General features: G+C 45.5%; 23 protein-coding genes and 1 pseudogene. 8 read left to right on the plus strand and 16 right to left on the minus strand.

Features of this window, described 5'->3' with window-relative positions:
- Positions 1-29: 29 nt before the first annotated feature.
- Positions 30-1,586, minus strand: coding sequence for a hybrid sensor histidine kinase/response regulator (locus G395_RS0122580; protein WP_026632156.1), 1,557 nt, complete (start codon positions 1,584-1,586; stop codon positions 30-32).
- A 22-nt stretch (positions 1,587-1,608) separates the two neighbouring features.
- Complete coding sequence (locus G395_RS0122585; protein ID WP_026632157.1) at positions 1,609-2,829, minus strand: sensor histidine kinase; 1,221 nt, start codon at positions 2,827-2,829, stop codon at positions 1,609-1,611.
- A 313-nt stretch (positions 2,830-3,142) separates the two neighbouring features.
- Between G395_RS0122585 and G395_RS0122590 the strand changes: the two genes are divergently transcribed.
- The 3 genes from G395_RS0122590 (at position 3,143) to G395_RS0122600 (ending at position 5,691) form a co-directional block, all read left to right on the plus strand.
- Positions 3,143-3,517 (plus strand): PAS domain-containing protein, encoded by a 375-nt coding sequence (locus tag G395_RS0122590; RefSeq protein WP_169720061.1) that lies wholly within the window; start codon positions 3,143-3,145, stop codon positions 3,515-3,517.
- A gap of 17 nt (positions 3,518-3,534) precedes the next feature.
- Positions 3,535-5,178 (plus strand): PAS domain-containing sensor histidine kinase, encoded by a 1,644-nt coding sequence (locus G395_RS29990; protein WP_051350303.1) that lies wholly within the window; start codon positions 3,535-3,537, stop codon positions 5,176-5,178.
- A 117-nt stretch (positions 5,179-5,295) separates the two neighbouring features.
- Positions 5,296-5,691 (plus strand): response regulator, encoded by a 396-nt coding sequence (locus tag G395_RS0122600; RefSeq protein ID WP_026632159.1) that lies wholly within the window; start codon positions 5,296-5,298, stop codon positions 5,689-5,691.
- Positions 5,692-5,989: 298 nt separating this feature from the next.
- On the opposite strand, the pseudogene G395_RS32795 reads toward G395_RS0122600, so the two are convergent.
- The 8 genes and pseudogenes from G395_RS32795 to G395_RS0122635 all read right to left on the minus strand — a co-directional run.
- A pseudogene (locus G395_RS32795) lies at positions 5,990-6,121 on the minus strand (RNA polymerase sigma factor); the annotation flags it as partial.
- A 13-nt stretch (positions 6,122-6,134) separates the two neighbouring features.
- Entirely contained in the window at positions 6,135-7,022 is an 888-nt protein-coding gene (locus G395_RS0122605; RefSeq protein ID WP_026632160.1) for an IS3 family transposase, read from the minus strand.
- 5 nt (positions 7,023-7,027) lie between these two features.
- Complete coding sequence (locus G395_RS0122610; RefSeq protein WP_026632161.1) at positions 7,028-7,339, minus strand: transposase; 312 nt, start codon at positions 7,337-7,339, stop codon at positions 7,028-7,030.
- A gap of 30 nt (positions 7,340-7,369) precedes the next feature.
- Positions 7,370-7,855, minus strand: coding sequence for an RNA polymerase sigma factor (locus G395_RS29995; RefSeq protein ID WP_051350304.1), 486 nt, complete (start codon positions 7,853-7,855; stop codon positions 7,370-7,372).
- Positions 7,856-8,066: 211 nt separating this feature from the next.
- Complete coding sequence (locus G395_RS30000; RefSeq protein WP_026632162.1) at positions 8,067-8,318, minus strand: hypothetical protein; 252 nt, start codon at positions 8,316-8,318, stop codon at positions 8,067-8,069.
- Between the two features lie 272 nt (positions 8,319-8,590).
- Positions 8,591-9,169, minus strand: coding sequence for a chemotaxis protein CheB (locus G395_RS0122625; RefSeq protein ID WP_035361890.1), 579 nt, complete (start codon positions 9,167-9,169; stop codon positions 8,591-8,593).
- 162 nt (positions 9,170-9,331) lie between these two features.
- Positions 9,332-10,033 carry a DsbA family protein gene (locus tag G395_RS30005; protein ID WP_051350305.1) on the minus strand — a complete coding sequence of 234 codons (702 nt, stop codon included), beginning with the start codon at positions 10,031-10,033 and terminating at the stop codon, positions 9,332-9,334.
- The gene (locus tag G395_RS0122635; protein ID WP_026632164.1) at positions 10,030-11,001 is read right to left on the minus strand and encodes a manganese catalase family protein; all 972 of its coding nucleotides are present in this window, start codon (positions 10,999-11,001) and stop codon (positions 10,030-10,032) included. Before G395_RS0122635 ends, G395_RS30005 begins: the two co-directional genes overlap by 4 nt.
- 1,108 nt (positions 11,002-12,109) lie before the next feature.
- On the opposite strand from G395_RS0122635, the gene G395_RS0122645 reads away from it, so the two are divergent.
- From G395_RS0122645 to G395_RS31260, 4 genes are read left to right on the plus strand one after another with little or no spacing between them, the layout of a single operon-like run.
- Positions 12,110-12,496 carry a response regulator gene (locus G395_RS0122645; protein ID WP_026632165.1) on the plus strand — a complete coding sequence of 129 codons (387 nt, stop codon included), beginning with the start codon at positions 12,110-12,112 and terminating at the stop codon, positions 12,494-12,496.
- 18 nt (positions 12,497-12,514) lie between these two features.
- Positions 12,515-12,811: an acyl-CoA dehydrogenase family protein gene (locus tag G395_RS32555; protein WP_026632166.1), complete on the plus strand. Its 297-nt coding sequence runs from the start codon at positions 12,515-12,517 to the stop codon at positions 12,809-12,811.
- 39 nt (positions 12,812-12,850) lie between these two features.
- Positions 12,851-13,288 carry an acyl-CoA dehydrogenase family protein gene (locus G395_RS32560; protein WP_310588912.1) on the plus strand — a complete coding sequence of 146 codons (438 nt, stop codon included), beginning with the start codon at positions 12,851-12,853 and terminating at the stop codon, positions 13,286-13,288.
- A 13-nt stretch (positions 13,289-13,301) separates the two neighbouring features.
- Positions 13,302-14,492, plus strand: a complete 1,191-nt coding sequence (locus G395_RS31260) for a sensor histidine kinase (protein ID WP_157486779.1) — start codon at positions 13,302-13,304, stop codon at positions 14,490-14,492.
- Positions 14,493-15,101: 609 nt separating this feature from the next.
- On the opposite strand, the gene G395_RS0122665 is transcribed toward G395_RS31260, so the two are convergent.
- The 5 genes from G395_RS0122665 to istA form a co-directional block, all read right to left on the minus strand.
- Positions 15,102-15,458 (minus strand): hypothetical protein, encoded by a 357-nt coding sequence (locus tag G395_RS0122665; protein WP_157486780.1) that lies wholly within the window; start codon positions 15,456-15,458, stop codon positions 15,102-15,104.
- Positions 15,459-15,620: 162 nt separating this feature from the next.
- Positions 15,621-17,792, minus strand: a complete 2,172-nt coding sequence (gene glgX / locus G395_RS0122670; RefSeq protein ID WP_051350307.1) for a glycogen debranching protein GlgX — start codon at positions 17,790-17,792, stop codon at positions 15,621-15,623.
- 794 nt (positions 17,793-18,586) lie between these two features.
- Positions 18,587-19,126: a YciE/YciF ferroxidase family protein gene (locus G395_RS0122680; protein ID WP_026632170.1), complete on the minus strand. Its 540-nt coding sequence runs from the start codon at positions 19,124-19,126 to the stop codon at positions 18,587-18,589.
- Positions 19,127-19,585: 459 nt separating this feature from the next.
- Positions 19,586-20,335 carry an IS21-like element helper ATPase IstB gene (gene istB, locus G395_RS0122685; RefSeq protein WP_026632171.1) on the minus strand — a complete coding sequence of 250 codons (750 nt, stop codon included), beginning with the start codon at positions 20,333-20,335 and terminating at the stop codon, positions 19,586-19,588.
- Between the two features lie 20 nt (positions 20,336-20,355).
- A complete protein-coding gene (gene istA, locus G395_RS0122690; RefSeq protein WP_026632172.1) occupies positions 20,356-21,906 on the minus strand; it encodes an IS21 family transposase in 1,551 nt (516 codons plus the stop codon).
- A 29-nt stretch (positions 21,907-21,935) separates the two neighbouring features.
- Here istA and G395_RS31265 point away from each other — a divergent pair, with 29 nt between their 5' ends.
- Positions 21,936-22,451, plus strand: a complete 516-nt coding sequence (locus G395_RS31265; RefSeq protein WP_051350308.1) for a response regulator — start codon at positions 21,936-21,938, stop codon at positions 22,449-22,451.
- A gap of 121 nt (positions 22,452-22,572) precedes the next feature.
- On the opposite strand, the gene G395_RS0122700 is transcribed toward G395_RS31265, so the two are convergent.
- Positions 22,573-22,903 (minus strand): integrase core domain-containing protein (locus G395_RS0122700; protein WP_026632173.1); only part of this gene is annotated, 331 nt, incomplete at its 5' end.

A 22,903-nucleotide genomic window follows, 5' to 3' on the forward strand; every position in this document is an offset into this window, starting at 1 on the left:
AGTTGTAATGCACGTTCCATTAGAAGCGGTTATAATGTTATATTGAAAACAGCGCCATCGTCGTTTAAGACGGCGATTTTGCCACCATGGGCCGTCACGTAATGTTTTACGATGGCCAGGCCCAAGCCTGTTCCATGGCTTTTATTTTTGGTAACAAATGGCTCAAAAAGTGTTTTTAGCAGGCCCGATGGTATACCGGGGCCATTATCTCTGACCTGCATACTAACGGAGCCACTTTGCTTACGAGCTGCAATTGAAATTTTCGGCTCGTTGACTTTGTGATCCAGAAGTGCGTCAACAGCATTATTGACCAGGTTGATAACTACCCTTTTTAGTTTGCTTTGGTCGCCGTGAACAGTCAGTTCTTCGTCAGCTTCGATTTGGATACTCACCTTTTCAAGCCCGGCTTTTGGAGCTAACTGTTTCAGAGCGCCCTCAAGAAGTGGTTTAAGGAATACGGTTTGCTTTTCAACAGGGGTTTCTCTGATGAAGTCCAGAAAGTCTTCAAATATTTCAGAAGCCTGCCCAGCCGATCTGTCGATCATATCCAGCCAATCACTGCCATACCCTTCCTGACGGATTATCCCGGTAAGCAGTTGTATGTTTCCAATGGCGGGCCGCAAGTCGTGGATGACCATTCCTATCGCCCTGCCCACAGCCGACAGTTTCTCTTTGCGAATGAGCTCTTCGTTCATTTCAGCATTCCGGATCGCATGGGCTGCATTCTGCACAAACAACCGCAGCAGGTACATCTTTTCAGTTTTTAGCCTGCCGTTTTTTTTAAGCACCGCAAACACAGAATACCCGTTCAAGCGTGCCAATACCAGCTCGTCAAGCTGGACTACTTCCTCGGGAGATATTTCTATATCTCTGATGCGGTTTACAAGCTCGTCCAGATTGATTTTTTCTTCCATTGCGCCGATCGACAAAACTTTCTCGTAAGAAAAGTCATCCTGAAGCCTGCCCAAAAAGGCCATGTCAGTACCGATGGTTGCTGCCAGCTGGTCCAGTATGTTCTTCAACAAGGAAGTAAGCTGCCGCTCATTTAATCCGATAGATGCAATGGATTCGATTAGGCTTTCCAGATTGCGCAGACGGCTGTAATCTGTCACTGCCTTGGTAGCCAACTGTATAATTTCTTCGGAAGCATAGGGTTTGCAGTGATAGCCTACGTTCTGGCCCGCCTGCTCGATAATTTCCTCGATGGAACGGTCTGTGAAGGCAGTAACAAATATAATCTCGGCTTTACTGTCAAATTTCCTAATCTGTATGGCGGTTTCCAGTCCATCCCAGCCTGGCATGCGCATATCCAGGAAAATCACCGCATACGGGCTGTTGTTTGCGATGGAAGCTTTCACCTTTTCGAGCCCCTCCATTCCGTTTGAGGCTTTCTCTACCTTAAAAATAGGAATGTTGCTGGTCAGGGGCGCCAGGATCGAGACCGGCGCATCAAAGAGGATACTCGCAGCATGGTCTATCTGCTGGCTTTCAATAGATTGGTGGCGCGGTACGAGTATTTCTTCCATGTTATCTCTCACCATTTCCTCGTCATCAATAATTAATATTGAGGTATTAATATCATTCATCTTTTTTAAAATCTGATTGTGTTTATTTCTTAATTGAAATGGTGGTTCTGCTACCTGTACCTACCCCATCGCTTTCCATGGAAATTGATCCTCCGTGGCTCTCAATAATGGCTTTGCAATTGTAAAGGCCAAGGCCCGTACCGGTACTTTTGGTGGTATATCCCCGATCAAAAAGGTGTTTTGCTGTTTGCGCATCAAAACCTTTTCCCGAATCAGTAACGCTTAAATGGACGCTGTCTTCGGAATCAATTAGTTTAATGGTAACAGATTTTTCAGCTGCGTCCATATCGATCGCTTCGATACTGTTTTTGAGGATGTTTAGTAGTACCTGCATAAGCTTGGTACGGTCGCCCTTGATTTCAATATGCGTGGACGGTATGCTTAAGGACAAGTTAACCCCCTTCTTTTCCATGTTGGCAAATATCATTGAACGGCAATCGCTGATAATGTCTTTCAGATTAACTGGTTTTCTTTCCTGGGATTCGTGTCCGCTGATGTATTGGCGCTGAATATTTAAGATGTCCTGAATATGGGTGGTAAGGTGAAGCTGCTCGTTGACTGACCGTCGAAGTTCGTCATGGCTATCCCCGAGAGACTTGCAGATAGCCTCCAACATGTCAATCAGGGCAGCGGCCTTAGGGGCACCTATTGCGGCACTTAATGGTTCATTTTGCTGCTTTAAGAACATGGCCACCTTTTGCAAGTTGCCCTGGTTGTACTGTTCCAGCATGCGGTTGATACGGGTCAGATAAGAGTTGAACCCAACTACTGCGTTGCCGATATCATGGATTACTTCTGAGGCTATTTCATACTTTCCCTGCGCAACGGCTTTATCCTGCTGTGCCTGTTTCAGCGCTTGTTCCTCCTGCATTTTTCCGGTAACATCTTCCACGCTTACAATGACGCAGCCCGCAAAAATTTTGGTTACAGTCAGCTTGAAATGCCTTTCGCCATCAGTGGAATTAGGATTAACATAACTGTACTGCTGGTTCAGCATGATCAATCCCGAGGGCTCTGCATAATCACGGATGCGGGTTACTATTTCGGGATCAAGCGCTGATAGACACGGATATAAGTTGATTCCAGGCACTAGGGTTTCGCCAGCTAAAGGATTAAGAAGCTTGCCACCCATCAGGTTAATACTTACAATTTTCCCACTTTCGTCCATGTCAACCAGTCCCACTGGGGCATGCAGCAAAATGGCCTTCATTTTTTGTTCAGCAGGACTTATCACTTGCCCCATAACATGTATAAGAAATCATTGTCGAATTACTTTAATACTTAATTCATAAATATAGAATGAATTGTATAAAACTCCACTAATATGAATAACTTATGAAAGCAGGTGTCCATGGAGAACCTTGCCCTAAAGCTCGAAGGGATTTTATTTAATGACTGGACTGGTTGCAAAAAACAATTTATTTATCCTAAAATGAGCGTATCTAGAAAACGGATAAATCAGCGGAAGTATCCAATTAAGATACTGTTGGCCTGTTAGGTGAAATAGCGGGACAATGTTTAACTTGCCGCAAAGCATTACAGTATTCCCATTAAACTTGTCAAATACTAATAACGGCACCGCAGACCAGCTGCACCTATCCGAACAACGGTTTCAAAACCTGGTCGGGCAGGCATCAGCAGGCATTATCATGCTAAGTGGGCCACAGATGCGTGTGGACATCGTCAACCAGGCATATGCTTCGTTGATTGGCCGAACCACTTGTCAGCTGCTTGGCAACGATTTGTTTGATATAATCCCGGAAGCCCAGGAACCGTTCCGTGCCCTCATAGATAACGTTAGGATTACCCAAGAGCCACTTTATCTGTATGCCCAGTACTATTTCGTGTGGGTAGATAAAGTAAAAAAAGAAGGTTTTTTAGACCTTGTTTATCAACCTTACAAGGAGCTCGACGGGACAGTACAGGTGTAATTGTCCTTTGCCAGGATGTGACCGGGAAGGTGCGGGCGCGCCAGCTACTGGAAGAAAGTGAAGCCCGCCTTCAAAGCCTAATGGAAAGTGCTCCTTTTCCGATCGGTGTTTATGTTGGTCCTCAGATGACTATCCAGCTGGTGAACAAATCCATTATAGATGTATGGGGTAAAGGGCCCGATATCATCGGCAAGCGTTATGCCGACATTTTGCCAGAGCTAGAAGGAACAGGGATTTATCAGCAGCTTGAAAAGGTTTACTATACCGGTCAGCCTTATCATGCCAATAACCAGCGGGTTGACTTAAAGATTGACGGCCAATTACAGCGCTTTTACTTTAAGTACACGTTCACACCTCTCTTTGACCGGCAAGGTAAGGTATATGGAGTCATGAACACGGCCGCTGATGTGACAGATCTGGTCGTGGCCAAACAAGACCTTGAAGTTGCTCAGACAAGCCTGCGGGGTGCCATTGAACTGGCCCATCTGGGCTCGTGGGAACTGAATTTGAACACAGGCGATGTCAACTACTCGGAAAATATCAGGTCCTGGTTTGGCTTCGACAATGACCAGATACCTTTGGCCCAGGTTTACAACCCGATCCATGTCGATGACCGCGAATTAGTTGAAGCAGCCGTAAACCAGGCACTTGCACCGGGTTCACCGGGCATCTACGAAGCGGAATACCGCCTAACACCATTGCGTGGCAGTGAGCGTGTGCTGCACGCGCTGGGCAAAGTCATCTATGATAGCGATGGCCAGCCGATTAAATTATTAGGCACTGCTCAGGATGTGACCGCCGAGCGCAACCGTCAGCGGGGGTTAGAGCAGCTCGTGCAGCTACGTACAGCAGAACTTGCTGCCATGAACCAGGAATTGGAAGCGCAAAATGAAGAATACCTGGCTGTTAATGAAGAACTGGAGGAAGCCAATCAATTGCTAATTCGTTCAAACGATAATTTGCAGCAGTTTGCTTACGTGGCCAGCCATGATTTACAGGAGCCACTCCGAAAGATTCAGCAATTCAGTGACCGTCTCATCTCGCAAAACGTAGCATCGACCATTAAAGGGTCACAATATCTGGACCGGATCCAGGCCGCTGCTGGCCGAATGTCCGTGCTTATTGAGGATTTGCTAGATTTTTCAAGGATTTCAACCGGGCGCGATATACATCAGATAGTAAGGCTTAACAAAGTAGTTGAAACCGTTCTTTCAGATTTGGACTTGGTCATTGAAGAAACAGGTGCCGTCGTTGAGATTGGCATGTTGCCTACTGTCCAGGGAAATGCCCTTCAACTCGGGCAATTGTTCCAAAACCTGATCAGCAACGCGCTAAAGTTTCGTAAGCCGGGGCTAGCGCCCTATATCCAGGTGACAGGCATACTAGTCTTACAGGGACAGCTGCCGGTATCGGTAAAGCCGGTATGTCATACGGGCAGCTACCATCAAATTGAAATTCGGGACAATGGTATTGGTTTTGATGAAAAATACCTGGACCGCATTTTTCAGGTTTTCCAACGTCTGCATGGCAGGAATGAATTCCAGGGAACAGGGATTGGCCTTGCTATTTGTGAAAAAGTCATGGTCAATCATGGCGGATCGATCACAGCTACAAGCCAGCCAGGCGAGGGTGCAAGCTTCAAGGTATTCTTTCCAGCCTAGTCAACCTTTCACTTAAATGCTGTTTAGGCTGCACAGGGAATTCAACAGATCTCAATAATGCCTAGGGGTTTATTGTAAATCATCAGTATCTTGCCTACGTAGCGTACTGGCCCAACAATGTCCTACCCCAGAAATATCTATTTAGTGGATGATGATGAAGACGACAGGTTCCTGATCTGCGCCGCACTTGCCGAAGTTGATGCAGGAATCAACATCGCCCAGGCACATGACGGCCTACATTTTCTGGAACTGGTTGGCCAGGCAGGCAGTCCGGTTGCGGTGCTTATTCTATTGGATATGAACATGCCAAGGATGAACGGACTGGAAACTGTCAGGAAAATCAAATCAAATCCCATATTATCGGAGGTTCCGATTGTCATGATTTCAACAACAGACAACGAATCACTTACAAGCCAGGCTTACCAGCTTGGCGTTAGCTCCTTTTACACCAAACCCAATTCCTTCGAAGGCTTCATTGACCTTGCTAAAACAGTTGTATCTGAATACTTATAGTCTTTGCATGTTTGTGCTAGTAAGCAGCACAGACAATAAGACACGCATAAGGACTTATGGGTCATCATTTGATGTTCAAGTTATTCGGACTGTGATCAAGGCACTTTTTTTTTGAGCAACAATTGCAGACACCTCCTACCCTAGTCACATTGATTGATAGTTGCCTTTTTAGTTTTGAAATCATACATTTGCATAACCTTACCTTCCAAAATTTTCATAGGACAGTGTGGGCTTTTAAAGGACCGCATTGTCTGATATCAAAAGCACTTTGATTAGCAGTTTATTTCCTAATGATCGTTTAGGCAACCTGGACTTGGTTAACAGGAATATTAAAAGTCTGTCTTAACTCCGACAATGCTTTGCGTACCCTGGATTTTAGGGTGCCCAGCGGCAAGCGCAAATACTCGGATGCTTCTTCATGTGTGTATCCTTGTCTTGGCCCCTTATAAGTTGGACACTTCTTCTAAAATGGTTGTGTCAGATACGATGGCTTCATCCCATTTTTGTTGGGGCGTTACGAAACCGATTGAACGATGGAGGCGACTTTCATTATAATGTTTGATGAAACGCTGGATTGTGTCTTTGGCCTCATAATAGCTGGCAAACTGGTTCCGTTCAATCACTTCACGTTCTAAAATACTGTGAAAAGCTTCGATATAAGCGTTTTCTTCAGGCGTTGCAACATGGGTAAATTGCTGCTTTACATCCGAATTTTTTAGAAAATTTCGAACCTTGTGGGCAATGAACTGGCTTCCGTTATCATTTCGTAATATTACACCTTGCAACTGATAAAAATGGTTAACCCGGCGAAGCAAGTTTATTAAATCAAGCTGCCGAATGCTGCCTTGGAAGATCCAATCAATAATTTTGCGGGTGTAAACATCCAGAATACACAGCAAATAGTAATTGCGACGTTCACCATAAACCCAAACATATTTAATATCCCAGCACAAGTATTCTAGTGGCTTACTAGCCTCAATACGACGAAATTGAACAAAGTCACGCTTTCCACTAGGTCGAATCATTTTGTTCAATAAAAGGCCATTGGCAAGCATTAGCCGGTACACTTTCTTCTTATTTATCAGATATTCTTTTTTCAATTCATGAGTAGCATACTCATACCCAAACGCGTTAAATTCGGTATCAATGAGCTTTTTAATGCGAATTACCACATCTTCATTAGGAACCAAAGCGCCATCCAGCTTCATCGTTACCTGACTGGCTTTTGCTCCTGGCTTGCCATTTCGAGCTCTATAATAAGATACACTCCGTGGTAACTCTAACCACCTACACAGTTCCTTTCGCGTTGTAGATTGCTGATATTGAGTCATGACGGCTATCTTTTCCTGGGTCCGATAGGAGTTTTTTTTAGCAGTTCACTTTTTACTTCTAGTTCGAGAGCTTGCTTGGCTACTATGCGCTTCAAGCGTTCGTTTTCTTCTTCCAAGATGCGTAGTTGTGGATCAACTCGTGGGTAAGAATCCCGAAGGCCATCCTTGCCGCTCGCCAAATACTTTTCCTTCCACCTCCTCAAAAGAGATGGTGACAGGCTGTACTTTCTGCTAACTTCGGAAGGTCCGCTCCGAAGAGATTCCTGTACGATCGAGTACCGATCTTCAGCACTGAATGTTCGCCGTTGTTTACTCATGATTCCTAAATTAAATGGACTAAACTGTTTTTACAATTTTGTCCAACCATTTAGGGGGCTAAGACATCCTTCAAAGTAGAGCAGCTCAATAAGGTGCCTTCTTTCGGGCACAAGTTTATCCACAAAGCATTTTAGATCAACTTCGATTGCAGATGTAAGTGGGACAAATGTTGGTCCCCCATTCAGATCATCTTCACATACCAAATCCCAATTTAAGTTACTTTCAAATTTGGCATCAGCTCTTAGGTGATCAATGGCTGTATGCCTGGTGATGTTCAGCATCCAGGTAAATAATGTGCCTCGATCTGTATCGTAGTAGGCAATTTTCTTCCAGATTTTTATGAAGGAGTCCTGCATACCATTATCTACTTTGTCATCGTCCCTTACTATCCGGCGGACCGTTCCGTAGAGCCCCGCTGCATAGTGGTCGTACAAATATTCAAATGCTGCCTTATCGTTAGCTTTGAGAAGTGTAACTAATTCTTTCTCACAGTAGAAGGTAGATGTACTACTCATTAGATCACTGTTTATGGAGGTAACCGTGGCTTATCCGACTTGGCGCTTAGCATTACAAAATTTATGCCTGTTGAAACGCTAAAATGGTGTGTTGTTCCAGGGAAAAGCTCAGAAGGGTAAAGAAACAATGGCGACATAGCTCCCACCATTTGAAGTGCAAGTAACCAGACCCCTACCCGCAAGAACATCCCAGTAATGAAGCAGAAGCCGATCAAACATTCAAGGGTAGCCACAAATACCATGGCACTATGACCTGTGAAACCCCTAATGTAAGCTCGGAAGTTGTGCGGGTGGCCAAGGATTCGATAGGGCTTATCCCCGAAAAAAATTTAAGCACGTCAAAACCAAAGAAAACAACGCCCATCGCAAAGCGAAGGATGGTGATGCTGTTGGCTACCAGCCATATATTGACGGATGTGTCCAGTTTATCAAAGCGGTCAAAAAGAGTAGGCGAATTTTTCATGTGTCGTCAATCAAGTTCGCTTAATCTACGCCTGGACCGCCTTAAAAGATTGATTTAACACTAAGATAATGCTGGACATTTCAATTCAAAATCTTAGAGAACTTCTGTGTTAACTGATATTGGTCCAGAGACATTATCAGAAATTATAGCATGCAGGAGGAAATATTATGCATGGCCGACAAAACCAATCACAACACAGTTAACTTGGATAAAATGCGTTTGGACCTTCGTAAAATGGCAAAGTTTACTTTGTGCCATTACTGTTGGACACCTTAGCGGGTTAGTAAATAGTCCGTGAGCGCATAAGCAAGCGTCCGAGGTGAGAGTATCCCATCAGGGTCATCTTTAATGATTGCAGAAACGGGCATGCCATCAAACAAGGCAGTTCCTGGGTCTTGCACCAATACAATCCCCCCATGCTCATGTATACTCGCAGCACCTTTGGCTCCATCAGAGCCTATACCAGAGAGTATAATACCAACAGCCATGGCGGCTGCATCAATGGCCAGGGACTTAAAAAAAATGTCCACCGCCCAATTACTCCTGTCCTGGGGGTCGCGGTCACTGGTTTGCAAATGCCCCTTGGCGATCGTCATAAGTTTGTTGGGCGCTAGCAGATATATGTGGTTTGCTTCGACAAGGTCCTGATCTGCTGCCCAACTAATCGGCAAGTTGGTGCTTGGCGCCAGCAAAACGTCCGCAACACTTGGGTGGTACCTGTTAAGGTGTTGTAATACAATGAAGGCAGCATTAGGCACTTTGGGCAGATGCGAAAAAAAATCATGTAGATCTTCTCGCCCGCCGGCGGAAAAGCCAATGGCTACGATAAACAATTTTTTACTGCCCGCCATTTGTATCAATTGGATGTGAAGGTGTTTAGCACTTTTATGCAAAAAAAACTTACAAAAGCAGGATTAAAATAGAGCAACGAACATTAAAGTCAACTGCTGCTCAAAGACAATGCATTCGAAACACTGGTTGGCAGCACACAAAAGTGGCTCACAAAACTATTGTTAAAAAGAACCCATTCTTGCTTTCACAATTTCGGGGGCAACTTGCTCCAAAGCTTCTACAAGTGCTTCATAGGGACGGTAACCTGTTATTAAAACACCCCGACCATTTAAAGTGATGGTTAGCGATGGAAACCTGCCAATGCGGTTATATCTTACTTTTTGTAAATCAACTCGGAATGCTTGCCGGCTCTGCTCGTCATTAAATTCATTTTCAAACCTTTGCATGTCAAAAATCTCAGGATAGTCGTCAGCCGCTTTCTGTGCTATCTGCATCAAAATCTCTGGTTTGGCAATATTTTTGGCCTCAAGCATAACGGCTTTTCTCAGCTCGCCAAGAAACACTTCTTCTGCACGGTTTGACTGTCGCCCGGCGGACTTCACCGCAATGCAGGCGGGAAAAGAAGATGCAGGCGGATCAAGGATCCAAAGCATATCATTGATATCGGTGCCTGTAAGGTGATGTACTTCCATCCAGACAGGTCCCATTTGAACAGGTCTGCTCACTGCATAAAGCGGATCGTTAAACCTTTCCCAGTCTGGTATGAGTCCCGACATGCAATACTGATAAGATATATACGCGGAGTATTCCTGTAAAAAACGTTGCCAGTGGGTTTCAAATGCCCAGCTCCAGCAACAAAGCGGATCGGTGTAGTACACAATTTCTACCCGGTCCGCTTGTTGGTTCAATTTTTCAGTAATCATTTCTTCTTTTTAGGCTCTTCAATAATCCCGCCTTCCTTGGTATAGGTGCTCCACTGCATATCTATTTCCTGGGTCGCACTCTTTACTTCCTCGCTACGGATCTGACTCATGGTTTTATCCAGTTTGGTAACTTTATCCGGAGTACGGTCAGTTCCCGTCGGTTTCAGGTCCACAAGTCCATTACTACTCATCACGTGTTCCAGCGGATCTTCAATAAACTGCCAGGTTTCTCCGAGCTGGGTGCTGGTCCCGTCATTCCATGGACCGCGGGCATCCATTCCCGTTGACATATTGTAGTATAAGTTACTGTACCTGGGATCACCTTGAAGAACCCCAGGCGGAAAATTCGGCTGTATTGTATTCAGCGCCGCTTCAAACATCTGATAATGAGCTATCTCCCGGGTCATCAGAAAACTCAACGTTTCCTTCACATAGGGATCGTCAGTAAACTTCATCAGATACTCATAAACTATTTTTGCCCTAGATTCAGAAGCAATATTGGAACGCAGGTCAACAGTCAGGTCACCATTCGCGGTAACGTAAGCTGCAGTCCAGGGAATACCATTACTATCTGTCAGGGCCGGGCCTCCACCGGTCAGCACGCCAAAGTGCGGGTTCACCATGGCCTCGTGAATAAAACCTTCCTTAGCAGCCTGACCGTCAAGTAGCTGCATGATTTCTGATTCTTCTGCTGCGTTTTTCAATTCTCCATTTACGCCGCTAAGCAACATCTGAATAGTAGCGCCAACAATTTCCAGATGGCTAAATTCCTCTGTGGCAATATCCATCAATAGGTCGTACTTATCTGGATAAGGGTTTTTACAGCTAAATGCCTGTACAAAATACTGCATGGCAGCTTTAAGCTCCCCATTGCTTCCCCCGAACTGTTCAAGTAACAGACGTGCAAACTTAGGGTCTGGCTTTGAGACACGGGCATTAAACTGTAATTCTTTTACGTGGTAGAACATAATCTGAGCTGATTTAGTGATAGAACTTCTTAAAAAAACCCATGCCAAACTTGACCAGCTTGATGCAGCCCAACATCTGAACAGTAATTAATCGCTTGCTTTGTGACAATGCAAACCGCCATTATCTACAAGAAGGAATAAACACCCAATTGATAGCATATGGTGGAGGAACCACATTTACTAAGCGCCTGACCCCTTCATAGTGCAGCTCTGCCATGCAGTCTCTGGAAGATCTGAAGATTCAAAGAAGCTGTTAAAAAAGCAATTAATTTCGCAGCCTATACAATTACATATTAACGTATCCAAGCGTAAGATTTATTGAACCGAAAGCTCACTAAACCCCTCTCTTTCAAGTAAAAATGTCGCTACAGAATGTTGCTAAGTGTTCGATTAAACCGCCGTTTCTGCGTACACTGATTGTAATCAAACGACAAATGGCAGACGTAGCCACGGACTGAAGCTCGCTGCTGACCATCCATTATGTAGGAATGTAGATAACTGCAAGAACCGAAGATTTCTGGTTTGTACGGACGGACCCGAAAAGATCTATCTTACTGCCCGACAATCTTACATGTATCATTTCCGACAACCAAGGGCAATCGCATTTTTAACTTCGACTGGTAATGCTCACATGGAGATTAGCCTTGTGTTGTAGGCAATGTCATGTAAGTATTTACAAGGCAATCGTAGATTGTAGCCTTATTTAACTTGTTGTGGTCTAATAGTGCAAACTCAAACAACCTGGAAGTTCTCTCATCATAGACAAAGAATGATAGGGAATCTTCTTGTGTTTAAATTTTATGCGGCTTGTTTCCAATCCATCCCATGGATGGCACATAATGGTCGAGTTTGAATGTCTTGATCTTGCAGATAAATTGATAATCTGTCATTTCAGGGAGTTTTTCACTTAGTTAAATCATACTCAACCAAAAGAAGAAAGAAGTTAGCCTTCGGTCGGCCTGGTTTAACTAACGGCTAAGGGGCTATTTGTTGGAAAATATATGGTCAAATTAGGGCAAGATCAATACACATAAGTTAGTGAGTTACCGCAACCGAAAAAAACATCAAGGTTTTGGCTATCTTACTGCCTTAATCAGTTTATCCTAAAATGAATATATTAATTGCGGAAGACGATCCAGATGACCAGGAAATGATCGAAATGGCTTTCATGCAAATTGACCCTACAATTGTGTTGAAAATTGTAGACAATGGACAGAAGGCAATAGATCATTTAAAATCAACGTCTGATACGGATTTACCGTGCCTGACTATCCTTGACATCAATATGCCAGTACTTGATGGGCTAAAAACACTTCAGGTTTTGAATGCGGACGGACGCTACCGCGGACTTGCCAAAGTGATTCTTTCAACATCAAATAGTACAGAATATAAGGCCAGCAGCATGTCAAATGGTGCCAGAGAATTTATTGAAAAGCCATTTTCATTTTCTGAACTGGTCAAAGTCGTGAATAGGATGATCAGTTATTGTAAATGAACGGGAAAAGTTAGCACTATGAATTTTGATCAAATATTAGGAGAAGCCGCCAATATAGCCGAGCAGGTCACGCGTTCGGAAGCGGAAAAAGCAGACCATGACGGCAGTTGGGTGCACAATACGATGGATGCACTTAAAAGTTCCAAGTTGACCGGGCTAATGGTCGACGAGCAGTTTGGCGGTTTAGGTCAAGGACTTTCCGCGCTGGTCCGGGTATGTGAAGAACTTGGAAAGGCTTACTCGTCCGCTGGCCTGTGTTATGGGATGCATTGTGTTGGAACAGCGGTGATTGCCGCCAAAGCAACTGACTGGTAGAAGGTAAACTATCTTGTTCCGATTGCCCAGGGTAAGCATATTACTACGCTTGCATTAAGCGAAACTGGTACAGGCGCTCATTTTTACTTCCCCAAAACCGCGCTGCTTGCACTTGACCAGGACAAATATCTAATCAATGGCAATAAAGCGTTTGTCACCAATGGGAATCATGCAGATTCCTACGTGATATCTACCATGGCCGCAAGCGTCGTTTATCATGCTGCTGTGGCTGGCGACCAAAACCATCCCGAGGCTGTGCTCAGCATCCTTGCCGCAAAGGCACAAGTTGCAAAATGTGCCGTTGACACTGTTAACGAAGCAATGACTATTGCTGGCGGGATCGGTTACCAGCAGAATTCTAGACTTGGCCTGCTTCTGCGCGATGCACGTGCGGCACACGTAATGTCGCCAACAACAGATTTGCTTTACACCTGGATCGGACGTTCCCTTTTGGAATTGCCTTTACTTGCCGACTAAACGTGCATTTAATTTGATACACATATTATATTCAGGCCTCGGGAATTACCAGCGCCAAATCCAATCAGATTTTAGTGACCCGCTAAAATATAGCCTTAAAGAAGCAATTGAGCCGATCATTCGAAAAGAGGCAGATGTATTTATTATTGGCCCCGAGCAGAAAAATCCCGTTAAGGTTGTTCAACGCTTAAATGCAAATGACGCTCAGATAACCATCTTTATCCTTGCCGAACCTTCCCAATACGTGAAAACCAGGCAAAGTCTTCAATTTAGCCCAGGTATTGGAAATAGTGCTGTTTGCGTACAATTTAGGCGTGAGACTAACTTGGTGGAATTAATCCATTCAGCTTCTCTTCGGACTCGTCAAAAAAGGTCTTTTCAAAAAACCAACGAGGTTGCCAAAGCTTTTAAGGCAACCCCGCAACATGAAACGGCTATAAAGTCGGTACATCTGGGCAGCTTCCTGGAACAAGCCCCAGTGGGTACAATCTTGCTTGACCCGCATGATAATAATGTGGTCTCATTCAACGCAAAAGCAAAGAAAGTTTTAGGTAAGATCACCGTTTTTGCTGGGTTAATAAAAGGCAAGGCTTACGAAACGATGGACGAAGACTCACAGCGCTATCTTGAAAAGATAACGGCGACAGCTACACGAATGGCCCAGACCTTGCGTGACCTGCTGGGTTTCACGCAACTTGGTAAGGAAGAGATTTTCGAGCCGGTCGATCTAACCCAAATCATTGAACAGGTATGCGAAGATCTTGAAATGGTTATCAGCCAGAAAAATGCTACAGTAACCGTTTTAAATCTACCGGTACTTTTAGCAGGGCGGTCCCAGATGAAACAGTTGTTTTATAACCTTGTAAACAACGCCCTTAAATTTTCTCAAGCTGGAAAGCCTCCGGCCATAACAATTAGCAGTCGCCATGTTAAAGCTGGCGAAGTTGCGCTGTATCCCGAATTGAGCCCTGTTCGCACTTATTACCATATCGAAATTGTTGACAACGGGATTGGGTTTGAACAGCAGTATGCCGAACAGATTTTCTCTGTCTTTCAAAGGCTTCATTCACAAGCGGCTTACGCGGGGACCGGCATCGGGCTAGCCTTGTGCAAGAAGGTGGTAATGAACCACAGCGGCAAGATCAGTGCTAAGTCCTCGCCTGGCCAGGGAAGCAAATTCATTATAATTTTACCCGAAAATTAAATTGGGATCCAAATTATGGTACCTGTTGTTTTGCCTGTTTCGATAGTCATTTTTGTTGAAGCTGCCCAGTCGCCTATCAGCTTGCGCCACAACGGTCAGGTGACATATTTTACCATTCAGGAATCCGTCGGCTCCCATGTAGTGAGCTGCTGCAGTGAAGCGGGTTGTCGGCTTGTCTGCTGTAAATGCGCGCCCGACAAGAAGCCAAATTGTCAAGCTCCCCCATATTTAAGAAAGATGATAATCAAATGACCGCTCATAGACCTTCGGGCATGTTTGAGCTACTACCAAGAGTCAATATAAATTGAAATACCTTTTGGCTCCGACAAACTGGCGCTTTGCCCCTGTGCAAAGTAGTTGCCGAACAACTTGGCCAAAAAGTCAGTTCAGCCGTCCAAGTCAGCTAAACGACTGGCAGCATGATCTGAAAGGTTGCGCCTTGACCAGGCTCGCCTATGGCTTTGATATAGCCTCCCTAGTTTTCTACGACTTTTTGCACGATGGACAACCCTATCCCTGGTCCCTTCCACCTTCCAAAGGAGATGAGCCCACCTGGTCAAGGTTCATCATTTACCAACTTTGTCGGTTTAGAAGGGTTCAAATGGGGATTTAAGCGACATTCAATTTCCCGATAAGGTGGCGTTGCCTGCTTACTAGCTGATGGTCCAATGATGCGTTTATTTCGCAAAGCTTATCAATATGGTTTTCAAAGAGGTCGTTTTCATCCGAGCCCGGATCCAGTTCCGGCACCAGATCAAGGTAGTGGTCAATGATCTGGTGCTGTTGCTGTTTTAAAATGAATGCCAGTGGATGATGCTGGTAAGCTGATAAGATATCCTGCTCACTACGGACAATGCCGCTTAATTGAGGGTCTTCCAGGCAATATTTGTAAGCGTCATAAACCGTTTCAAGGTCTTTTTGGAATAGTAGTGCATTCATGTACCCAGCCGTGCAAATCCGCCGCATACGATGATCGTTTTGTAGCATGGCCGCCTTAAATAACGACCCACGTTTTTTGTGCATGCGCCATAGCTGGGCAACCTTTGCAATAATTTCTCTTACATCCCCTATCGCGATCCTGCATTTTTAAAAATTGCACAAAATCCGTTCCCAGATCCAGGTTTCTTTTCAGCCATTTGTAAACTTCAAAACAATAATTGAGCGGCTTTGAACCTCAATAGCGCCACCTGGATTAACCAGCCGGCTGTCCAACCCAATAAAGCCATCGCTAGTGTCAATCACTTTTTGCCACCTGCTGCTACCTTCTATGTCAGGAAGTATATAATCAAGCGGCTCATGGTGCGCATTGAAAATGATGTAAAACGTGTCATCGACGATCCGCCCAGAATTGTAGTCAACATCCTTGATCCCCTTACCGTCCAGATAAACGCCAAGTGATTTTGCATAACCATGCTCCCAGTTTTCATCTGTCATTTGGGTGCCTTCTGGCAAGAACCACATGATATCATGTACACTGGAACCTTTGATCGGCCTTCCCTGAAACCACCGTCTTCTGCGGAACGTTGGATGTTCCTTACAAAAGCGGATGATGCCCTTGGTAAATTCCAGCAGGTTGCGATCGGCATTTTCCCAGTCAAGCCAGGAAATTTCATTGTCCTGACAGTAAGCATTGTTATTGCCCTGTTGACTTCGACCAAATTCATCACCGGCTACCAGCATGGGTACGCCTTGTGATAAAAATAGTGTAGTCAATAGGTTGCGCTTTTGTTTATCCCTTAATGTAAGAATTTCAGGATCTTCCGTTGGGCCTTCCGCCCCGCAATTCCAGCTATTGTTATCATTGGCACCATCATTATTGTCTTCCCCATTGGCGTCATTGTGTTTTTCATTGTAGCTGACCAAATCATTCAGGGTAAAGCCGTCGTGGGCTGTGATCAGGTTAATGCTTGCAGTCGGCTGGCGGTAACCGCCTTTGTACAGATCAGCACTGCCAGTAAAGCGCTCGGCAAATTCAGCAAGCTTACTTTCCGCCCCACGCCAGTAATCCCGGACGCAGTCGCGGTACATTCCGTTCCATTCGGCCCAGCCACCCGGGAATTGGCCGACCATATATCCATCACTTCCAATATCCCAGGGCTCTGCAATCAGCTTTACCTGAGAAATGATCGGGTCTTGATGGATGATGCTGAAAAAGGCACTGAGTGTATCTGTTTCGTGCAGCGTGCGGACAAGCGCGGAAGCAAGGTCAAAGCGGAAACCATCCACATGCATCTCAGTGATCCAGTACCGAAGGCTGTCCATGATCAGGCCCAGCACAAATGGCAGGCGCGCATTCATCGTATTGCCAGTACCTGTGTAATCCATGTAATAGCGCGGGTCTTCCTGGCTCAGCCGGTAGTAGGAAACATTGTCCAAGCCTTTGAAGGACAATGTAGGCCCCAGGTGGTTGCCTTCGGCGGTATGGTTATAGACCACATCCAGGATAACTTCTATGCCTGCTTTATGCAGCTGCTTGACCATGTTCTTAAATTCGGTCACTTGCTGTCCATGCGTGCCGCTGCTGCTGTAACGCACATCCGGGGCGAAGAAATTAAGCGTATTATAGCCCCAGTAATTGGTGAGACCTTTTTCAAGTAAATGCCGGTCAGCTACATAATGGTGGACAGGTAAAAGCTCGATGGCGGTGATGCCCAGGTTTTTCAAGTAATTGATCATCGCTGGATGGGCAAGGCCGGCGTAGCTGCCACGAATGTCTTCTGGAACATCTTTGTGCAACTTAGTAAGCCCTTTCACATGTGCTTCATAAATAATGCTATCATGGTATGGCACTTTGGGAGCCTTATCGTCTTCCCAATCAAATTGATTGTCAATAACAACAGATTTGGGAAGAAAGGGCGCGCTGTCAACGGTGCTGAAACTTAAATCTTGATACTCATCACCCACCTGGTACGCAAACAAGGCATCATCCCATTTGATTGTTCCTGATACGGCCTTACCATAAGGGTCAATGAGCAATTTGTTGGGATTAAACCGGTGCCCGTTTTGCGGCTCGTAGGGCCCATAAGCGCGGTAGCCATAAAGCTGTCCAGGTGCTAACCCTTCAATGTAAACGTGCCAAACATTATGGGTCACTTCCTCTATTTTGATAACGTCCTGACTTAAATCATCGTCGGATTTAAACAAGCACAGCTCCATTCTCTCGGCATTTTCTGAGAAGACTGCAAAGTTGGCGCCCTTACCGTCCCAGGTTGCGCCAAGCGGGTACGGAGTGCCTGGGTATACTTTTATGTTTAGCGAATGCGTGTTTTTTAGCAATTCGTTTTCTGTAATATCCTTCATAATCTTGTAAGATGTTGGTAATAATTGTTGGCTTGGGTAAACTGCGGAGCCTCCTGTTTATTTCAGGTCACATTACATATAAAAGCATGCCAGGAACCCGCCAAAGCAGCCGCAATTCCTTGCGCCCGTCAAGCTGCGATCGCTTTATTGACAACAATTTATTTCGCTAAAATAGCGTCAGTTAAGCCTTGTTTCACCCATTGTTCTTGGTCCCGATAACACATGACGGCACATGTATGTCAATGGCGTGCTGGCTTGGGCGGCACGGAAGCCTATTCCCGGCATTCAGGTCCACTATCCATCTATCTAATGAGAGCTCGCCTCTTGCTTTAATACTTGTCCGATTTAATCCCATAGAGGGATTTGGACACATTTGATATGCAGGTGCATTAACAACAACTGGGCTATTAGCCGAATATGGCCACATTTTCTCTGACAGCTTTGACCAAAAGCAATTTGCAAGTTCTTGATCAACCACTATGCCCGTAGGTTGGTAATCATGTTTTCCTGATGTTTTTTAACAACACGTGGCAATTTCTCAATTTTATTGACGTCTTTGAAAATCAATTCGGTTTTGGGATGAAAAGTGCCAGATAAGCCTGGAGTGCCCGAAGCACATGGTTATTCATACTAATGTTGAGTTTAGTGAACAGTTATGATCTAAATCCAGCCTGGCAGTCTCTGAATTTGGTTAAGCCAAGGGTGCATTTTTATTTATTTTGTGTGTATAGCTTGGCCTGCTGATGGTAAAAGCACCTTTGGGTAACCTTTCCCATCAGCAAGCCTGCAATGTATTATTCGGCGCTCGCCTGCTCGTTGATGTAGCTTTCAGCAAGGCCAGTTAGAATTTGGTCGGTTTCCCCTTCCTGATCAAGTGTTTGTTGCAATAAATCGGCAGCTTCCGTGTAGCCCAAAGTACGTGCGATGTTTCTGAGCGTACCATAGGACGCAATCTCATAATGCTCGACCTTCTGGGCAGCCATGATCAGACCGCAGTCACGCACCATTGTGCCTTTCTCAGTGCTTTCGATGATCTCTTCCGCTTCCTCGATTAGCCCTTCCATAGCAGCGCATTTTTTAGCTTTCGTTTTTTGGCCAACGATCTCAAATACCTGCTCCAATGTGGCGGCGTGTTGGGTAGTTTGCTCGGTATGCAATTGAAAAGCGGATTTAAGCTCTTCTGAGGTAGCATTCTTGGTCATTTTAACAAGTGCCTTCGCAAGGTGCTGCTCGGCCCAATAAATATCTTTCAAACCATCTACAAACAGCTCTTTCAATTTTTCACCGTCCGCTTCATTAAGGATGTTGCTAGCCTTCTTTTTAGTCGTTTTCATAATAATTTTTTGAATTCAGTTTATTATGTCACCACTTAAATTATTGTACCACGACACGTTGTATACCCAGATTTCCAAATAACCGGGGCTATCTAAACAGGCGGTGCTTAAAAACAGTCTTGCGGATCGCAGATCCATTCCTGTTCACTAAGTACAGTAGATTGCATAACGAAAATGACAGGTTTTTTAAAGCCAGAATGCATCAAACCTTCAAAAGCTATTAATCGAGAAATTAATAAGTACCTTCGTTCTTACCACAACTTATAAAGAAGCGGTTAAGCTAACCCTAAAAAATGCAGCCCGATATCACTGTTTATTTTGCTGATGATGATGTGGATGTGGGTATTTCGGAGAAGTTGACCACCTGATTCCGTGGCAAATTGACCACCTAAATGTCTGGCGGCCGTTAGCAGAAAAAAGCTGCAGAAGCAGTTTCAAAATTAGTTAATTAAGGTCGTATTATTGGTAGCTGTTTTCGGGCTCTATTTTTTTCTTTCTTCTCATCGATTCCCCTCTCAGTTCTATGCGGTGTGCGTCGTGGACAATGCGGTCCAGGATAGCGTCGGCAATGGTTTTTTCACCGATCACTTCATGCCATTTGCTGACGGGCAACTGCGAAGTGATAATCAACGATGCTTTTCCATGCCGGTCTTCGATGATCTCCATCAGGGCGGCCCTGCTCTGGGCGTCGAAGGGCTGGATACCGAAGTCATCGAGCACCAACAGGTGCTGCCGTTCGATCTTGGCGATTTCCTTGATATAAGAGCCGTCGGCCTTGGCCATTTTCAAGCGCGCGAACAGTTTTGGGGTACTCGCGTAAAGTACGCGGTACCCCTGGATGCAGGCTTGATGGCCGATGGCAGTTGCCACATAGCTTTTGCCGATCCCGGTGCTGCCGGTGATCAGCAGGTTCTCGTTGCGGGTGATAAAAGAGCAATCAGCCAGGCGCATGACCTGGTTACGGTCCAGACTGCGATCGGCATGGTAATGGATATTTTCGACGACGGCTTTATAACGGAACCGGGCCTGGTAGATCTGCCGCTCCACGCGGCGGTTATTGCGGTCGTCCCACTCGGCGTCCACAAGGTACCCCAATAGCTCATCGGCCGTATAATCATTGGTTTTCCCGCTTTCCAGGCTGGTTTTGAAGGCATGGAACATGCCATAAAATTTAAGCTTGCGCAGCTTCTCCAAGGTGTCATTGTTCATTGTATGGATTGTTTAAAAGGTTACTGATAATATTCTTCGCCCCTGATATTGTCGTGGTTAGGCATCGGTAGCTCGTCGGCGAACAGGCTGTCCTCGTACTGGTCCATCTTCTTTTCCAGGATCATCTGGATGATTTTATAGTTGTAAATACCGTAGCTCAACGCGCGCTGGCATGCGCTGATCAGCCGCTGTTCGCCAGCCTTTTTTGCGAAGGATAAAATACCGATGCAGGAGCGGTAGGCCTGCTCGGGATGCTGTTTACGGTCCAGTATTTTGAGAATATAAAGCCTGACGTCATCGTGGATCGAAGAAGCCCATTCGACGAACTTGTCCGGGGTCCATTCGGTCAAAAAGCGGTGCGTGCTGGCCAAGTGCTCTTTATCGGTCGAGTAATTGTAGGGGCTTTTGACACGCTGGTGCAGGGCTATGCGCTCATAACGATAATAGATCTCGACCAACGTGCCCGAGAACAGCAATTTGACCTTCTTGCCGATGAACCGGTACGGGACGCTGTAATAGTGCTTGTCGATGCTCAGGTTGACGTGCCCGTTTTTCATCACGGTCGCATGCGACTGCTTTTTGAACTCGTAGCGGAGCAGCGGCAGCGGAGAGAGTGCGCCCCGCTCGATCTCTTCGAATTGAAGCCTGCGGCTGTAATTGCGACCACGCAGGAGCTGGTTGTTATGGACTTCCAGGGCCGCCCATATGGCTGCGTTTAGCTCGGATAGTGAGTTAAAAACCTGCTTTCTTAAAGGCGCATAGATCCGGCTGTAAACGATTTTAACAGCCCCTTCGACCAACGCCTTGTCGCGTGGCCGGTAAGCCCTGGTGGGTAATATGGTCGTCCCGTAATGGTTGGCAAAGTCCTCAAAAGTCTCGTTCAGCGTAGGTTCATACCGGTTGCTCTTGGTGACGGCCGCCTTGAGATTATCCGGGACTACGGCCGCCGGGACACCCCCGATGTAATGAAAGGCGTTCTCACAAGCCAGGATCAGATCTTCTTTTTGCTGGCTCATGACCGCTTCCACATAGGTGAGCTGGCTGGCGCCCAGGATGGCAATAAAGACCTCAACCTCAATCAATTCTCCGGTATCCCTGCTTACAAAACTCATCTTTACACCGGCAAAATCGATATAGAACTTATCGCCTGCTTTATGGTCCTGGTGCATGACTGGGTTTACCCGGGCCTTCCACTGGGCCAGGTGGAAGCAGAACTGGGTATAGCCAAAACCGTCAGGGAATTCCTTTTTGTAGCTCTCCCAGAGCGAATAACGCGTCTCGCCGGTTTTTTTGAGCTCTTTATCTATTCGGGGAAAACAGCGCTGTAAGTTCAACAGCCTGTCCTGCGGCGGCATCTGTTTGACTGCCCCAAAAAACTCGTCCAGTTCCTTGTCGTTCAGGCCGTTGATCTGCTCGAAAGTCAGCCCGCTCGCTTCAAAAGTAGCCATGTACTTCTTGGCCGTATTGCGGGAAACGCCCGTTTGCTCAGCAATAAAAAGCTTGCTGCGCCCTTGACTGTACATCCTTAGGATCTGTCTTATCTTATTCATGCTGATAGTTGAATTTGCCATACTTTCCGCGGTTGGTGTCCGCCAAAAATATGGGTGATTCTACAGCATTTTTCTGCTTGACGGGGTGGTCAGTTTGCTCCGGAATCTACTGGTCAGTTTCGTCCGAAACAGGTGGTCAATTTACTCCGAAATGGGGTGGTCAATTTAAACTGAAATGGGGTGGTCAATTTCACCGAATTTTCCATGTGGATGACCGCTTTTTGATCAAAGAAGCAATCAACCAGGTTGATGAGCAGATTACGATTATTGAAGCTGAAAATGGGAGGGACTTACTTCAATTGATCCAGACACAACAAGGTCAACACATTACGCTAATTATCCTGGATATGAATATGCCCCTGATGAACGGCATTGAAACAGCGTTTGCAATCAGGCAAAACCCATCTTTTAGCCAGGTACCCATTGTCATGGTCTCCACCAGCTCAAATACTTCCCTGATTGAGCAAGCTTATCAAGCCGGGATTTCCCGCTACTACACAAAGCCTTCTTCGTTTGAAGGTATTATCACACTGGCTAAACAACTGCGGGACGAGTTCATTTGCTAGCTTGGTTCTATAAGTGTTAAGGATTAGTTTAAACTTGCCTCCCTTTTCCGGCATAGAATTTTGACGTGGTTCCGTTTTGGTTTACACTTTTGCGGGTTAGTAAAATTAAAAGTCTCATTTCTCATCCAGTTTGCCGATAGTATTCAGCCTCGAAGGCAGCCGGATTCAGATAGTTTAAAGAGGAATGCAACCTTCGTGTATTATAGTATCCGTCAATGTATTCAAATAGGACGGTCTTTAATTTTTCTAGGCTTTCATATCCACCTTTCGGCATATTCAGCTCTGCCTTTAGCCTGCTCCAAAACGACTCGGCCCACGCATTGTCGTACGGATCATCGGCCCGGGACATGCTCTGTTTTAGCTTAAAAGTCTTAATCAGTTTTTTCATTTTGTGCGACAGATATTGGCCCCCTCGATCCGAATGTACAATCATACCTGGCTTTACCCTACGT

The sequence above is a fragment of the Dyadobacter alkalitolerans DSM 23607 genome, from assembly GCF_000428845.1.
GTDB lineage: Bacteria > Bacteroidota > Bacteroidia > Cytophagales > Spirosomataceae > Dyadobacter > Dyadobacter alkalitolerans.